General features: G+C 49.3%; 15 protein-coding genes. 12 read left to right on the top strand and 3 right to left on the bottom strand.

The features are described 5' to 3' along the window. Positions 1–43: 43 nt before the first annotated feature. The gene (locus tag DRI82_RS24540; RefSeq protein WP_281269780.1) at positions 44–172 is read right to left on the bottom strand and encodes a hypothetical protein; all 129 of its coding nucleotides are present in this window, start codon (positions 170–172) and stop codon (positions 44–46) included. A 58-nt stretch (positions 173–230) separates the two neighbouring features. Between DRI82_RS24540 and DRI82_RS12840 the strand changes: the two genes are divergently transcribed. The 3 genes from DRI82_RS12840 (at position 231) to DRI82_RS12830 (ending at position 4,079) form a co-directional block, all read left to right on the top strand. After that, positions 231–2,003: an ABCB family ABC transporter ATP-binding protein/permease gene (locus tag DRI82_RS12840; protein ID WP_114194244.1), complete on the top strand. Its 1,773-nt coding sequence runs from the start codon at positions 231–233 to the stop codon at positions 2,001–2,003. Between the two features lie 106 nt (positions 2,004–2,109). After that, complete coding sequence (locus tag DRI82_RS12835) at positions 2,110–3,621, top strand: basic amino acid/polyamine antiporter (protein ID WP_114194242.1); 1,512 nt, start codon at positions 2,110–2,112, stop codon at positions 3,619–3,621. A 236-nt stretch (positions 3,622–3,857) separates the two neighbouring features. Next, positions 3,858–4,079, top strand: coding sequence for an EF-hand domain-containing protein (locus DRI82_RS12830; RefSeq protein WP_157968064.1), 222 nt, complete (start codon positions 3,858–3,860; stop codon positions 4,077–4,079). A 347-nt stretch (positions 4,080–4,426) separates the two neighbouring features. Here DRI82_RS12830 and DRI82_RS12825 read toward each other — a convergent pair whose 3' ends face one another. Further along, positions 4,427–5,038: a hypothetical protein gene (locus DRI82_RS12825; RefSeq protein WP_114194238.1), complete on the bottom strand. Its 612-nt coding sequence runs from the start codon at positions 5,036–5,038 to the stop codon at positions 4,427–4,429. A gap of 360 nt (positions 5,039–5,398) precedes the next feature. On the opposite strand from DRI82_RS12825, the gene DRI82_RS12820 reads away from it, so the two are divergent. From DRI82_RS12820 to DRI82_RS12780, 9 genes are all read left to right on the top strand, one after another. After that, positions 5,399–6,328: a LysR family transcriptional regulator gene (locus DRI82_RS12820; protein ID WP_114194236.1), complete on the top strand. Its 930-nt coding sequence runs from the start codon at positions 5,399–5,401 to the stop codon at positions 6,326–6,328. Positions 6,329–7,042: 714 nt separating this feature from the next. Further along, a complete protein-coding gene (locus DRI82_RS12815) occupies positions 7,043–7,594 on the top strand; it encodes a fimbrial protein (protein ID WP_114194234.1) in 552 nt (183 codons plus the stop codon). A gap of 72 nt (positions 7,595–7,666) precedes the next feature. Further along, a complete protein-coding gene (locus DRI82_RS12810; protein ID WP_114194232.1) occupies positions 7,667–8,395 on the top strand; it encodes a fimbrial biogenesis chaperone in 729 nt (242 codons plus the stop codon). Positions 8,396–8,462: 67 nt separating this feature from the next. Continuing rightward, positions 8,463–11,030, top strand: a complete 2,568-nt coding sequence (locus DRI82_RS12805) for a fimbria/pilus outer membrane usher protein (RefSeq protein ID WP_114194230.1) — start codon at positions 8,463–8,465, stop codon at positions 11,028–11,030. Positions 11,031–11,035: 5 nt separating this feature from the next. Beyond that, entirely contained in the window at positions 11,036–12,244 is a 1,209-nt protein-coding gene (locus tag DRI82_RS12800; protein ID WP_157968063.1) for a fimbrial protein, read from the top strand. Positions 12,245–12,275: 31 nt separating this feature from the next. Continuing rightward, complete coding sequence (locus DRI82_RS12795; RefSeq protein ID WP_114194226.1) at positions 12,276–13,445, top strand: fimbrial protein; 1,170 nt, start codon at positions 12,276–12,278, stop codon at positions 13,443–13,445. Between the two features lie 31 nt (positions 13,446–13,476). Continuing rightward, positions 13,477–13,857: a hypothetical protein gene (locus DRI82_RS12790; protein ID WP_114194224.1), complete on the top strand. Its 381-nt coding sequence runs from the start codon at positions 13,477–13,479 to the stop codon at positions 13,855–13,857. Between the two features lie 45 nt (positions 13,858–13,902). Next, positions 13,903–14,211 carry a hypothetical protein gene (locus DRI82_RS12785; RefSeq protein ID WP_114194222.1) on the top strand — a complete coding sequence of 103 codons (309 nt, stop codon included), beginning with the start codon at positions 13,903–13,905 and terminating at the stop codon, positions 14,209–14,211. 33 nt (positions 14,212–14,244) lie between these two features. After that, the gene (locus DRI82_RS12780; RefSeq protein ID WP_425452659.1) at positions 14,245–14,655 is read left to right on the top strand and encodes a fimbrial protein; all 411 of its coding nucleotides are present in this window, start codon (positions 14,245–14,247) and stop codon (positions 14,653–14,655) included. Positions 14,656–14,770: 115 nt separating this feature from the next. Here DRI82_RS12780 and DRI82_RS12775 read toward each other — a convergent pair whose 3' ends face one another. After that, entirely contained in the window at positions 14,771–15,424 is a 654-nt protein-coding gene (locus DRI82_RS12775; protein WP_114194218.1) for an aspartate/glutamate racemase family protein, read from the bottom strand. Positions 15,425–15,456: the final 32 nt, after the last annotated feature.

Here is a 15,456-nt window from a genome sequence, read left to right as displayed (position 1 = left end):
GTGAAAGGGAGGCAGCCGTGAAAGCCTTGCAGCTGCCTCCTGTTCAGGCAAGATCCTCGCGCAAAAGCCAGGTGTAATTGGCGAGTTGCAGCATAATCGGCGCTGAAAGCGTACCGTAGTCAACATGCGGATGCTGGCGTCGGTTGTTAATAATTTGTGGTATTTTAAGCAAATTACCCCGGTGGTACGGATCCTCTTTACCACGTTGATTAAAAAGCGTAAATCGATCTATGACCCGTTTCCGTTCGCTGAAAATGCTTCTGCCCTATGTCTGGCCGAAAGAAAACCTGAAGTTGCGTTACTACCTCAGCGCGGCTTTCGTGTTTATGATCGTCGCCAAGGTGAGTACGGCGTTTGTGCCGTTGGCCTATAAATCGATGGTAGACACATTAAGCGGTGAACACGGTCAATTGATCGCCATTCCCCTGGGTTTTATTGTGATTTATGGTATTGCGCGCATCAGTGGTTCGCTGTTTGAGGAGCTGCGCAACGTGATGTTTGTGCATGTCAGCCAGAACGCCACCCGCCTGCTGGGGATCCGGGTGTTCAAACAACTGCATGCGCTTAGTCTGCGTTTTCACCTTGAACGCCAGACGGGCGGTCTGTCGTTGTCGATTGAGCGGGGCACACAGGCAGTTGCCGCTGTACTGTCACGCTTGTTGTTTTCAGTTCTGCCGATTCTGTTCGAGATTACGCTGGTCGCCGTGATTCTGTGGCGATTGTTAAGTGTCTGGTTTGCCGTGGCGATTGTGGTTACGGTGACGTGCTATATCCTTTTTACCATTGCCGCTGTGGGATGGCGGACGCGTTTTCGACGTGAACTGAATCAGGCCAACGCCGATGCCAATAATAAATCCATCGACAGCCTGTTGAATTATGAAACCGTTAAATATTTTGGCAATGAAGATTTCGAAGCCCGGCGTTTCGACCAATCACGCCAGCTTTATGAATTTGCCGCCATCAAAAATCAGATCAGTTTTACCGTATTGAGCCTTGGCCAGACGGCAATTATTTCTGTGGGTTTGGTGGTGATGATGGCGATGGCCGCACAGGGCATACTTCGCGGGCAAATGACGGTGGGTGATTTTGTTTTGGTCAATGCCTATCTGTTGCAGTTGTATCAGCCACTCAATTTCTTCGGGTTTATTTATGGCGAGGTTCGTCAGGCGCTGATTGATATGGATAACATGTTTGATCTTCTTGAACTGGATCGTGAAATTGAAGATCGGCCCGGCGCGAAATCCCTGCATTTGACCAAAGGGGAGGTTGTTTTTGACCAGGTGAATTTCGGTTACGATCCCCGTCGCCCTATTTTGAAAGACATCAGTTTCTCTATACCTGCGGGTAAAACGGTGGCCATTGTCGGCGCATCGGGCGCGGGAAAATCGACGCTTTCACGCCTGTTATTCCGTTTCTATGAGGTAACCGACGGTGCCATTTTACTGGACGGTCAGGATATCCGCCACGTGACGCAGGCCAGCCTGCGCCAGGCGATCGGCATCGTGCCGCAGGATACGGTGCTGTTCAATGATTCACTGCGTTATAACATTGGTTATGGCAATACGGACGCGAGCAAAGAGGAGATCGAACGCGCTGCCAAACTGGCCTATATCCATGATTTTATCGTCAGTTTGCCGGATGGCTATGACACCCGCGTAGGCGAGCGTGGGCTCAAGCTTTCCGGTGGCGAAAAGCAGCGTGTCGCCATCGCCCGCACCATCCTGAAAAACCCAATGATCCTGGTGTTCGACGAAGCCACCAGCGCATTGGATACCCACACCGAACGCGAAATTCAAGCCCATTTACATGAAGTGAGCCGCAATCACACTACGCTGGTCATTGCCCATCGGCTCTCAACGATCGTGGATGCCGATGAAATCATCGTCCTTGACGCAGGAGTTATTGTTGAGCGTGGGGATCACGGCGATCTGCTGTCGCAAAATGGCCGTTATGCCGCAATGTGGCAGCATCAACGGCGAGAAGAGGATGAAAAAGGGGAATAAATTCAGCTTGATGGCGGAATAATTGGTCTATTCTGATAATAGCGAGACGGAATCTCTCTTATAAATGATTTATGCCAACCCATTTCCTCTAAAAATGAGAATTATCATGGCTACCACAACAATAAAAAAATTGTCTATTTGGTCATTAACGTCGTTGGTTGTGGGGTCGATGATTGGCGCGGGGATTTTTTCATTACCTGCGACGTTTGGCCGGGCCACGGGTGGACTGGGTGCCCTTATTGCCTGGGTGATTGCGGGTGGAGGTATGCTCATGCTGGCGTTGGTGTTTCAGTCGCTGGCGCTGAGAAAACCTGAATTGAATTCGGGTGTCTATATTTACGCGCAGAAGGGCTTCGGCGATTATGCCGGTTTCGCCTCGGCAATTGGTTTCTGGGCGGGAGCCTGCATTGGTAGTGTCTCTTATTTTGTGCTGATTAAATCAACGTTGGGGGCCTTTTTCCCTGCACTGGGTGAGGGAAATACGCTGCCCGCGGTGTTGATCGCCTCCGCTGTTTTATGGAGTTTTCATTTTCTGGTGTTGCGTGGTGTTAAAGAGGCGGCAGCCATCAATACCGTTGCCACTATTGCTAAAGTTATTCCTATCTTCATTTTTATTATCGTGTTGGTTTTTGCGTTTAAAAGTGACGTATTTATGCTGAATTTCTGGGGGGATTTGCCCGTTAGTGCGGCGGCGGATCTCACGCATCTGGATGATTACGGCTACGTTGGGCATGCGGCGACGGATATAGCGCCTGTCGTCGGCACTGAATCCCTCTTTACGCAAATTCGCAGCACGATGCTGGTGACTGTTTTCGTATTTGTGGGCATTGAAGGCGCAAGCGTCTATTCCCGCTATGCGCAGAACAGAAAACATGTGGGTATCGCTACTGTTCTGGGATTTATTGGCGTGTTGTGTTTGTTGATTCTGGTAACGGTACTTTCGTATGGCGTACTGTTACGGCCCGAATTGGCAGCACTCCGCCAGCCTTCGATGGCGGGTGTCCTGGAATATATCGTTGGCCCGTGGGGTGCGGTGTTTATCAGCGTTGGCTTGATTATTTCAGTCATGGGCGCGTACCTGTCATGGACGCTGCTGGCGGCGGAAGTGCTTTTTTCTGCTGCACAGAGCGGCTTGATTCCAAAGGTTTTCACCACTGAAAATCGCAATGGCGTCCCCTCATCGGCAGTGTGGATGACCAATATTTTTATTCAGGTGTTCTTACTTATCACCCTGTTTACTGACTATGCTTTCCAGTTGGCGCTGGAGTTAACCAGTTCCCTCGTCCTGATCCCTTATCTGCTGGTGGCGGCCTATGGCGTAAAACTCGCCAAAACGGGCGAGGGATACGCCCCTACCGAGGTGTCGGCGCAGAAAAAAGAGTGGGTGATAGCGGTCATCGCGATGCTTTATGCCGTTCTCATGGTGTATGCCGGTGGCCTGAAATACATTTTACTTTCGGCGGTGATTTATGGACCGGGCACGCTGCTGTTTATTATGGCGAAACGTGAACAGAATCAAGCGGTATTTACTCCGGTGGAAAGAGGGTTCTTTATTATCGCGCTGGCCGCTGCGGCTATTGCGATTTACTGTCTTTATAGTGGGGTTATTAATGTTTAAAGGCTTCTGTGTCGACAACAGTTTCGAGGTGTATTGCGTGCACTATTGCAGGCAATAAATGAACCTGCTGCGGTCATCCATTGGGCTGGCTTTATATATCATCAAGTTAGAGCAGGATATTAAATGGCCGTGACTCAGGAGCAATAAAATTTTTTTGTATATATAGTAATAACCCATGCCATGTCCTATCCTTTAGCAGTACATATTTTTTAATGTTATTTAAAGGGGGGGAAATCATGGCACCGTTAACTGAAGAGCAAAAAGCAAGTATCAGGGAACGTTTCGCTGAAGAAGATCTTAATCACGATGGTTATATCACTGTGGCTGATTTCAAAGAGTTTCTTAATAGAAAGGGCGGGAAATTTACAGAAGAAGACGCCGCAGGGTTTCTTGAGGAATGCGATTTTGCCCATGATGGCAAAGTCACTCTGGAAGAGGTTTTGAAGGCTTCAGAATAGGAGTAGATCCATTGGCTATGCAACTACAAAGACATCACCCGAGAGAGACCGCTTTCTTTGGTGATGTTTTTGTTGGTCACACTATTTGTTCGCACTATGTTGGTCGCACTATGGCAACTTTGGGTATCCTTGCCCCGTCCTTTAGGACGAGGCGCAGTGACCCCTTTGCGAAATCTACGCTATGTTCTATGAACTTTCTTAGGATTTCTTTACGGTTCTCGCGATAGAAAGAACCGTAGAGAAAGTGATCAGCGCTTAGCCAGGTTTTGCGGTAAGCATCAGACACAGCCGGACAACCTGGAACGTCGGAAAGTTACAAGCTGCTACTTTCAATAATTCTATCCCCTCTAACGATTTCTATTGACCAGACGGTTCAGTTCATTAATGCTCGATACACCCATTTTTACAGTCAAGGAATTTTTCCTGTTATAAATCTGACTGTAATTTGCACCCATTTTTTTGGCTACTGACGTCATGGAATCACCTTTCAGGAGTTGCTTCAGCAAGGCAATTTCATCAGTATTCAAAGAGAGAAGGTTATTGGTATTCATATTCAACGCCTCCTCAACAACATCACATTTCGATGCTTTGGAAACTTCATTTTCAAGCATCTTCACCGGGATTGAAGTATGCAAAACGGAGAAAAACCCGTCGTGTTTACGCTGATAAAATCTCGCCAGAGGTATCATGTATCTATCTGAAATAACAATCAATTTCCTTCCTTTCAGGTAGGATAACCAGTGTGTGGTAATAAATCTATTGATATGGCAGACTCTGAAATCCACGAGGGTCACGTCATTCGTGGCTTTATCCAATGCTGCTGAGTTAATGACTTCAAGCACTCCCTTACCGAAATAGTTATTAACCTTTGGATAGGAAAAATAATCAGAGTTCTGCTTATTTCTTAAAGATCTGGGATTTGTTTCGACATTATATAATTTAAAACCATTACTATCCATAAAGTGATTCCTTATGAAAAGACAATAATAGAATTTAAAAATAAAATGACTGATTTTAATTTTTCATTAAAATAAATAACGATTGGCGATTTTAAACGTCAATATGCTATTTAAAAAAACGATATGTTTTTCTCCACAGATTATCCATCTGCTGAAGAAACGAACTTCCAGTTCTTTTCTGATTTATTCCAAAAGGTTCTTGCTGGGGAGGGGGTCCTTTCCGATTCCAATGCACTTACACTCTTTTAGGCTCTGACTTGAATGTAATTACATATTTACGATTATAAACGTGTTAATTTGTTTTGATACCAAAAAGAAAAATATTTCATTGAATTTATAATTCAACTTTCGAGAACAATAATGGATAAACTAACCGCGATGGCGACGTTTGTTAAGGTTGTTGAAACCAGGAGCTTTACTCTTGCGGCAAAAATTCTCGAATTGCCAAAAGCCCGTGTCTCCCAGCGGATTGCCGATCTGGAGCGGGTTTTGGAAGTCAGATTGATCAACCGCACAACCCGCACCCTGAGCCTGACTGAAGAGGGGAAAAGTTATTATGAGCGATGTCTGCACATTTTGCATGAGCTTGGTGATATCGAGGGGACACTTCGCTTAAAAAAAACCAATCCCAAGGGCAAGGTTCGGGTGGAAATCCTGGCCGCTATTGGCCAGCATGTTATCGTGCCAAACCTGCATGAGTTCAAGGATAAGTTCCCGGATATTTCACTGAGGATCGGTTGCAGTAACCGAATCAGCAATCTCTATGAGGAAGATATTGATTGTGCAATCCGCGGGGGAACGCTTGTGGACTCGAGCCTGGTTGCCAAAAACGTTTGCAATGTGCACTTTGGACTCTACGCATCTCCCGGCTATCTAAAGGCGAGTCCTCCTATAAACACCCCTGATGACCTGGCGGCTCATAGAAAAATAAACTGGTTCTTCTCCGAGAGCCATCGCCCCCTCATCTGGCAATTGAATTTGGCAGATGAAAACATCGAGGTGCCAGGCCCCTATGATTTGCTTTTCGATGAGAGCGAACTCGCAATATCAGCGTGTGTCGCTGGGGCGGGCATTTGTCCCGGCGCACCTTTTGTTGTTGCATCGCGGGTTGCATCAGGAGAGCTGTGCCCGGTACTTCCGCAATGGTGTTTCCCACCGAGACAGATCAATATTATTTACCCAAGTAATAAATACCTGCCCATTCGAGTCAGAAGCTTCCTTGATTGGGCTTTCGATGTCCTGAAAACAAATGACACTCTGAATCTGATGCCTCGCGATCTCACCCGCTAATGGCAGATGGTGAGACAGGAATGTAGTAGCGTTAAAAAAAACGAATCCAGAAATCTCTCCTATAATTATTTTTCACCTTCCGAAAAAGGTGATCATGACCCCTATAGCAATTTGTTTTCCCTGATAACAGATTGCTATCAGATGAAGCTTCAAAATAGTTCAAAATTCTTATTTTCACTGGGAATTCTATTTCAATTAGTTTGCTCATCTAAGAATTCATCTTAAAATTCCTAAAATAAAATATGGCTAATTGGCAATGTTTCCATATTTAATGTCGACATATTCAGATTAAAGCAAATAAAATTCACCAATCAGTAACCTTCTGACTCGCAGACAGTAACATGCCTTAATGCAAGTAAATCCCTTATTAATCAAATGGGTATTTTAATTATCCCGTAATATTTGTAAGGATTTAAATTTATCGAGAGGCATTTATGTTGAAATTTAAGCCCCATAAATCTGCTTCATGGCATCGCTGACAAATTGCTTGTTATGCAAAAAGCAATAAACCTAGAATAGCGCAGCACTAACATTCCTTGTATTTGATTATTTTTTAAATGTACGCGTCTTTCTAATAAATCCTTGCAGTGCCGTTTGTAGAATATAGAGAAATAGAGTCTGGATAATCGATGAGTTGCATCAGCACATATGTGTGGGGGCACATATAGATTATATTCCGACACCTTTTAACAATCATTAATGGAATAACTACTTATGAAAAAGTCTGCTTTAGTCGCCTCAATTGCCCTGGTCATGGGCGTATCCTCTTTTGCTGACGCCGCGTCAACCGGAACCATCTCCTTCAGCGGTCGCGTCACAGACAACACCTGTAACGTTGATATCAACGGATCAGGCTCCGATGCAGTAGTCACTCTGCCAACCGTTAGCGCCGACCAACTGGTACAACCGGGTGATGTGACTGGTCGTACCGTGTTCAACATGAATGTTTCCGGCTGTGAAACAGGTCATGCGTATTCCCGCGTTGCTGCCTATTTCCAACCGGGCGAGACCGTTGACATGTCTACCGGTCGTCTGAAAACCACCCCTGGCGGTGCCGCTAACGTTGATCTGCAACTGCTGGACGTGGCCGGTGGTTACAGCGTGATCAACGTGGGTAATACGGACCAGATAGGCAGTGCGACATTTGCTGATACGGCGACCACTGGCGCCGCCACCCTGCGGTATGCCGTTGAGTACTATTCCAAAGGTAGCGCTGGAGCCGGTACGGTGGCAAGCAGCGTCGTTTATAACCTGCAATACGAATAATCTTCCCGACTAATCAATTAAATAAGACCGGAGCCCGTTCGGGTTTCGGTCTGTTTACGCAGGATAACAACCATGAAAACTTGCAACGTTTCTTCCCGTATTGCTCTGTTGTTCAGCGCTTTTGTGTTGTCCACCCTTTCACTGCAGGCCGCAGCCAGCGTAGTGATCGGCGGTACGCGTGTGATTTATCAGGAAAAAGAGCGGGAGGTCACGGTAAAACTCACCAATGCCGGTAAGTCCCCGGTTCTGGCGCAAAGCTGGATCGACGACGGCAATGTGGACAGCAAACCCGACAATATCAGCGTGCCGTTCTTGCTGACGCCGCCGATTAACCGCATTGACGCCGCCAAAAGCCAGACCCTGCGTATCAGTTATACCGGCGCCAATTTGCCGCAAGATCGGGAGTCGGTTTTCTGGTTGAACGTGTTGGAAATTCCCCAAATGACTAAAGCGATGGCGGGCCAGAATAAATTGCAGGTGGCTTTCCGCTCGCGCATCAAACTGTTCTTCCGCCCGCAGGCGCTGACTGGTGACACGTCTGATGCGGCCAAGATCCTGACGTTTACCCCCCAGGGAAACAACGTGGTGGTGAAAAATCCCGCGGCCTATTACGTTTCACTGCTGTCGCTGACGGTGGGTGTGGGTACGCAAAAAGAAGGGGTTGCCGGTACGCTGGTGCCGCCTTTTGGCTCCATTTCCCTGCCGTTCAAATACCCCAACCTGTTACGGGCCGGGGCGAACGTTGAATATGAATATATTAATGACTGGGGTGCGACTATTACGCTGACTTCCACACTCTGAAACTTGTTGTTTACGGAGTAACGTCACGCCTTCGCGCAAATGTCAGCCCCGACGAGGTTGAGTACCTATGCCACCCTTCAAATTATCACGTTTGACTTTGCTTATTCTGGTCGCATCGCTGCCTGTCGAGTTACTGGCTGACGACACGCTGACGCAGGATACAGCACCAAGTACCGCAGGAGCGATGGACGACGAACAGGGCGCACAGTTTGACCCGATTTTCCTAAGTCAAACCCAGCGGGGTAATATTGATCTGACTCGTTTTGAACATGGAGCCTCGGTGCTGCCCGGCATTTATAAGGCCGATATCAGCATCAACGGGTTACTGGTGGGCAATGAGAATATCCAGTTTACCGAGCAGCCGGACAGGTCGGTACAGCCTTGCCTGACGCGCGACATGCTCAAAAGCATTGACTTTAATTATGACAAGCTGCCCGCCAGCTTCAACGATGCCCTGAAATCTGACCAGACCTGCTTTCCGCTGAAGGCCCTGTTACCACAGGCGCAGAGCGAGTTTGACTCCGGCTTGCAACAACTGAATATCACCGTACCGCAACTCTACATGAACAATACGGCGCGCGGTTATGTCAGCCCGGCACTGTGGGACAAAGGCGTTCCGGCCGGAATTCTCGGTTATAGCATTAATGGCAATACCCAGCGTTCACGCGGACAGACCAGCAATTCGGCCTTTGGCGGGATCAATTCCGGGCTGAACGTGGGCGGCTGGTACCTGCGCCACAACGGTTCCTATAACTGGCAGGAAAACTACGGCGGACACTACGAGTCGCTGAATACCTATGTGCAGCGGGATATCCCGGCCATCATGGGGCGGGTGATTGTTGGCGAGAGCAACACTCAGGGGCAGGTATTCGATACGCTGGCCTACCGCGGCGTTGAACTGCTCAGCGAAGACCGCATGCTGCCGAGTTCACAGCGCGGTTATGCGCCAACGGTGCGCGGTATCGCGCGGACCAACGCCCGCGTCACCATCCGTCAGAATGGCCGGGTAATTAATGAAGTCAACGTGCCACCGGGTGCGTTTGAAATCAATGACCTGTATCCCACCGGTTATGGCGGTACGCTGGACGTCACCGTGACCGAAGCCGATGGCAGCATCCAGAATTTCTCGGTGCCGTTTGCCTCGGTGGCCAACCTGCTGCGTCCCGGTTCCCACCGCTACAATCTGGTGGCCGGTAAGCTCAGGGACAATAACCTAAGCAAAGATTATGCCCTGTATCAGGCCACCTACCAGCGTGGCATGAGCAACCTGATCACCAGCTATGGCGGTTTGCAGGCCAGCCAGAACTACTATTCGCTGCAACTGGGATCGGCGCTGAGTACCGCCATCGGGGCTTTCTCCGCCGACGTCTCTCATGCCCGCACCCACCTGAACAGCGAGCCAACCAACCGCATGAGCGGAGAGAGTTATCAGTTGGGCTACAGCAAGTTCCTGCCGGAGACCAAAAGCAGCCTGAGCATCGCCGCCTATCGCTTCTCCACCTCGGGCTATATGGATTTCCAGACTGCGGTACGCGCCCAGGATGCTGAGGCCAACGGGCTTTCAATAAAAAATATCCGCCGTCCGAAGAGCCGTTTTAACGTTACGGTCAGCCAGGGACTGCCCGATCGTTGGGGGCAAATCTACGTCACCGGCTATACCCAGGATTACTGGAATTACGGTAACTCGGATTTGCAATACCAGATGGGCTACAGCAACAGCTACAAGATGGTGACCTACAACCTGACTGCCGGGCGCAGTCGCAATGGCGTTGGGGCGATGGAAAACAACGTCCTGTTCAGCCTGAGTGTGCCGCTGGGACGACAGGACCGGAGCAACGTGCCGCAACTGACGGCCAGCCTGAATCGCAACAGTAACGGACAGAGCGGACAGCAGGTCGGGGTGTCCGGCTCAGCGGGTGAGGACTCACGTTACAGCTACGGCGTGACCGGCACCAACTACAACCAGGGTATCGGCAGCAGCATGGCGCTGAACGGGCAGTTCCGCAGCCCGGTGAGCAACATGACGGCAGGGTACAGCACCGGCAGAAACTACCAGAGTGCGTCGGCTGGATTGAGCGGCACGCTGCTGGCCTATCAGGGTGGATTAGTGATGACCCCGTATAGCGGCGACACCTTTGCCATCGTTGAGGCCAAAGGGGCTGCCGGTGCGAAGGTCGGTAACTATTCCGGGCTACGCGTAGACCGTTGGGGCCATGCGGCAGTGCCGTACCTGAACCCGTATGAGTTGAACGAAATCATTATCGATCCCAAAGGACTGCCGTATGACGTGGAGCTGCAAAGCACCAGCCAGAAAGTGGCCCCTTACGCCGGGGCAGTGGTGCACCTGAAATACAACACCCAGCAGGGTTATCCGCTGCTCATAACCACAACATTAAGCGATGGCGGTCCGGTGCCGTTCGGCGCGAGCGTGTTCGACAGCAAAGGCAACAACGTGGGGACGGTCGGGCAGATGGGGCAAATCTATGCCCGGGTGGAGAATGAGCGGGATCAACTTAGCGTGAAGTGGGGTCAGGACGGGGCGCAGCAGTGCAGCGTGTCATACCTGATGCCGCCGCAACCGAAAGGCAAGCGTATGGAGTCACTGATGCGTTTCGCATCGGTATGCCAAGGGTAATGGATATGGAGTCAGATATCTTGCAACAGCAACATAGCGAGAAGGTAAGCGTGATGATGAAGAGAATGATCCATATCGTGCTTTGGGGATTACTGTCTGTCACCGGCAGCCATAGCGCTTGGGCGGCGATCAACTGTACGCCGCTGCCAGGGATCCCGCGTACGGATACCGTGACATTAGCCCCGGCCAATATCTCGGCCGGTATGGATATGCCCGATGGTACCGTCATTTATCAGGGGGAATGGAGTACCATTTTAAGTGGGACTACATTGGGGGTGATTAGCTGTACGTCAAACGCACCTTCGACGGCGCAGACTTTTTATGCGCAAGTTTATGTTGGCGTACAGAGTCCTCCTAAGCCACTGTCGGGGTGGATACACCCACAGTATGGCAACGTGGTCTATGAAACCGGTATTAAAGGCATCGGGGTGATGGTCAGCTTTGGTGCGACGGAAGCGAATTTTGATACGAATTTTTCACCACTTCTTCCGGTTGATGCCAATTCTGCAGGGCGCATCAACTATAATATTAGAAGATGGATCAGTTTGATTAAGATAGGCCCGCTTGAGCCGGGGAGCTATCCATTGAACGGTAGCAACTTGCCCACCATGACAATAGGCACGCGGTGGGTTTCGGGCCTGCCGGTAACGGGGTTGCCGAAAGTGACGAATATCATCCCGTTTCAGGGGGTATTGAATATCTCGGCACAGACCTGTAAATCACCGGATGTGAATGTTGATATGGGGAGTTATGAGAAGCGGCAATATTTTACCGGTCCCGACTCCACGACCCCGTGGGTTGATGCGTCTATCATTCTGACTGACTGCCCTGCTTTTCACGGATACTATGACTCATCAAATTTAGTAACATTATTTAACTACCAAGGCTCACCGATAACTCCTGCGTCAAAAAATAACAATCTGGGCGTTCGACTTACTCCTTCAACGCCGGTCATTAATTCTGCTAACGGTATTATGGCGATAGATACCACTACCACCAATGCGGCGTCAGGGATAGGGATCCAGCTTGGATGGGGGAATACCAGTGGTAACCCTGCGTTAGTTAATTTTGCCAATGAGCAGATATTTCAGCTATCGAAAGATGGCCGCACAGAAATAAAAATCCCTCTGGTAGCCCGTTATATCCAGACAGACGTTATGGTGACACCGGGAATGGCTGACGGCAAAGCGGTGTTTGTTATTAATTATTATTAACCACAGGGAAGTATCGCATCTGGGGGAATGAATGAAGAGAATAAAACAGGCTGCTGCCGGACTGTTTTTACTTATGGCCGCCACTGAAACCACGTGGGCGGCGATCACTTGTTCGCCGGCGAACGGTTCACCGCGTACCGATATCGTGCAACTGAGCCCACCCAATATTTCAGCGGGTGCGGATATTCCCGTGGGAACGGTGATTTATCAGGGGCGATGGTATAGCGGTACTACCGGCAGCAGTGTCATAGACTGCAGATCACCTGTGGATACCTGGTTCTGGCTCAATCTGGCATGGGGTGTTGAAAGTGCGCCGTTGGGTCTTTCCTCGTGGACAGGCAGTCCATTTGGTGGCGCGGTATACAAGACCGATATTGACGGCGTAGGCATTGCAATCTCCCGCAGCAATAATGGTGATGCAGCAATACTGAACCGACCGAATTATGTATACGCTACCGATCTGCATAGACAGATAGCCTCGGGGAGTTATCGGCCTTATATGAATGATACCACCATCTATGTCTCATTGATTAAAATCGGCACTATTAATCCTGGAAGTTACACCCTCAATGCATCGAAACTGCCCGCTGCCAATATCGTTATTACTAATCCGCTGACTCACGAGACAACACCCGGATTACCCATTAAGACTAATGTGGTCAAGTTTCAGGGGCAAATGACGGTGTCTACCCAGACCTGTAAAACACCGGATGTGAATGTTGACATGGGGAGTTATGAGAAACGGCAATACTTTACCGGTATCGACTCCACGACCCCGTGGGTTGATGCCTCTATTGTGTTGACAGAGTGCCCCGCCTTCCACGGTTTTTATAATGCTGCTAATAGCACGCTCATGTTTAATTACAGTACAGGCACAGGCTTGGTGGCGAATTCTACCGGCAACAGCGTCGGCGTAAGATTAACTCCCTCAACGTCGGTCATAGATTACCCAAGAGGGATTATGTCCACCGATACATCTTTACCTGGTTCCGCCTTGGGTGTGGGTATTCAATTGGGCTGGGGGAGTACCAGCGGTAACCCAGCTTTGTTTGACTTTGCGACAGAAAAGCTGTTCCAACTGCCAAAAGATGGCCGCACACAAATCAAGATCCCTCTGGCGGCCCGTTATATCCAAACGGATCTGATGGTGACACCGGGAACGGCTGACGGCAAAGCGGTGTTTGTTATTAATTATTATTAATTACAGGGAAGTATCGCATCTGGGGAAAAGAATGAAGAGAATAAAACAGGCTGCTACCGGGCTGTTTTTACTTATGGCCGTCAGTCATGGCGCATGGGCTGCATTAACGTGTCGTCCAAGTTCCGCAGATGTTCCGCGTACTGATACGGTTCAGTTGACGCCGGGGCCGATTTCGGCCGGAGTGGATATGCCGAATGGTACGATCCTCTTTCAGGGGAGATGGTCTGGTTCAGAGTTTAATGGTACACAAGCATTTTGCACCACTAACCTGGGGCAAGCAGAGGTGCTGTATTATAACTATGCATCTCTTCTTCACAGTACGCCAAAGGGACTATCAGACTGGGCGGGTTATCCTTTCGGTGGTGCAGTATATGAAACCAATGTTAAAGGTGTGGGTATTGCAATCTCATGAGGAAATACCAGCAATGCTTTTACGGCAGGATCGCCGATAATTACCATGGTTAACGAGGCTGCTAATATTTCTGCCGGAGGTGGGGGAATCACAGTAGTTAATCCGATCCGATATATTTCCTTGATTAAAATAGGTGATATAACGCCGGGATCCTACAGTCTTTCCGCAGCGGATCTGCCTAGCTTCAAGTTATTTTATACCAATCCATCAAACGGAATGCTTGTTTCAGGATTTCCTATTACAACGAATATCGTGCAGTTCCAGGGGCAACTGAAAGTAACAACAAATACCTGTAAGACGACAGACGTGAATGTTGATATGGGAAGTCATGAAAAATTAACTGTATTCAAATGATTAGGCTCAACAACGCCATGGAAAGATGCCTCCATTACTCTGACTGATTGCCCGGCCTTCGCGGGTTATTATAATGACAGTAACAGTGTATTGCTCTTTGATTACAGTACGGGAACAGGGGGGGCGGTACCTGCATCTACGAATAATAATATTGGTGTGAGATTCACACCTTCTACTTCAGTGATTGATTCTGCCAATGGGATTATGGCGACAGATACCTCCTCACCCAATGCCGCCTTGGGTGTCGGTATTCAATTGGGGTGGGGGAGTACCAGCGGTAACCCTGCGTTAGTTAATTTTGCCAATGAGAAGATATATCAGCTCCCGAAAAGTGGCTCTAGTACCCTTCGAATCCCTCTGGTGGCTCGTTATATCCAGACAGACGTTATGGTGACACCGGGAACGGCTGACGGCAAAGCGGTGTTTGTGATTAATTATTATTGAACTGAGAAAAAGCCAGCACGGTAGACAGATTACCGTGCTGGCTTTTTACCTTACTAAATATGTTCCCTGGCCAAACAGAATGACGGTCACAACAGACCGTCTTTCCCCATCCGAATCAAACCTCCGCTTGCTGCTTCAACCACAAAATCCCGCGTTCCGGTGAGGTGAGAACCGGTACCGGCGGCGTTGGCAGCGAAGATAACACCCGAGCCATCGACGCCTGTGCCAGCATCACTACGTCACTGTTGGCAAAAGCGTTTTTCAACCCTTCAGCAACGATCCTGTCGTGAGTGACGTTGTCACCATCTAGCAATGCCGTGAAGGCTTCTGGCATCAGGGTTGGAACTATCTCCAGATCTTTACCGGCTTCACTCGCCTTGCGGCGGACAAATTCCAGCGTAGGTTCCAGCGTGGTTGCGACGGTAGCCAGCACGGCAATACGCCCGCCGAGCGCAATGGCTTCATCAACCATCGCGCAATCGATACGCGTCAGTTGCAACGGCGTCATGAACTGGCATTGCTCAACGGCACCGCCGATGGATGAACACGCCGTCATGAAGATCTCGCATCCGGCTTTCTGGGCAATATCAATGTAGCCAGCGATACGGGCACTGATCGCGGGGCTGATGCCGCCGTGTTTCATCACCTGCTTGATCATCGAATCTTCAACGATGTGCATCACTTCCGCCTGCGGCATATGATCGGCGATCAGGTTTTGCATCATGCCCAGCGTGGCACTGCTGGTGTGAAAAATAGCTATCTTTTTCATGGTAAATTCCTTCTCGGTAAATAGGGTGAGCG

Source organism: Edaphovirga cremea (assembly GCF_003332275.1).
In the GTDB taxonomy this organism is placed as follows: Bacteria; Pseudomonadota; Gammaproteobacteria; order Enterobacterales; family Enterobacteriaceae; genus Edaphovirga; species Edaphovirga cremea.
The sequence above is the reverse complement of the archived record's forward strand: the minus strand, read 5'-3'. Positions and strand labels throughout refer to the sequence as shown.

Coding starts and splice junctions, on each gene's coding strand:
- DRI82_RS12825 (WP_114194238.1), bottom strand. CDS start 5,038: ATGGATAGTAATGGTTTTAAATTATATAATGTCGAAACAAATCCCAGA.
- DRI82_RS12810 (WP_114194232.1), top strand. CDS start 7,667: ATGAAAACTTGCAACGTTTCTTCCCGTATTGCTCTGTTGTTCAGCGCT.
- DRI82_RS12835 (WP_114194242.1), top strand. CDS start 2,110: ATGGCTACCACAACAATAAAAAAATTGTCTATTTGGTCATTAACGTCG.
- DRI82_RS12830 (WP_157968064.1), top strand. CDS start 3,858: ATGGCACCGTTAACTGAAGAGCAAAAAGCAAGTATCAGGGAACGTTTC.
- DRI82_RS12840 (WP_114194244.1), top strand. CDS start 231: ATGACCCGTTTCCGTTCGCTGAAAATGCTTCTGCCCTATGTCTGGCCG.
- DRI82_RS12805 (WP_114194230.1), top strand. CDS start 8,463: ATGCCACCCTTCAAATTATCACGTTTGACTTTGCTTATTCTGGTCGCA.
- DRI82_RS12790 (WP_114194224.1), top strand. CDS start 13,477: ATGAAGAGAATAAAACAGGCTGCTACCGGGCTGTTTTTACTTATGGCC.
- DRI82_RS12820 (WP_114194236.1), top strand. CDS start 5,399: ATGGATAAACTAACCGCGATGGCGACGTTTGTTAAGGTTGTTGAAACC.
- DRI82_RS12785 (WP_114194222.1), top strand. CDS start 13,903: ATGGTTAACGAGGCTGCTAATATTTCTGCCGGAGGTGGGGGAATCACA.
- DRI82_RS12815 (WP_114194234.1), top strand. CDS start 7,043: ATGAAAAAGTCTGCTTTAGTCGCCTCAATTGCCCTGGTCATGGGCGTA.
- DRI82_RS12795 (WP_114194226.1), top strand. CDS start 12,276: ATGAAGAGAATAAAACAGGCTGCTGCCGGACTGTTTTTACTTATGGCC.
- DRI82_RS12775 (WP_114194218.1), bottom strand. CDS start 15,424: ATGAAAAAGATAGCTATTTTTCACACCAGCAGTGCCACGCTGGGCATG.
- DRI82_RS12800 (WP_157968063.1), top strand. CDS start 11,036: ATGGAGTCAGATATCTTGCAACAGCAACATAGCGAGAAGGTAAGCGTG.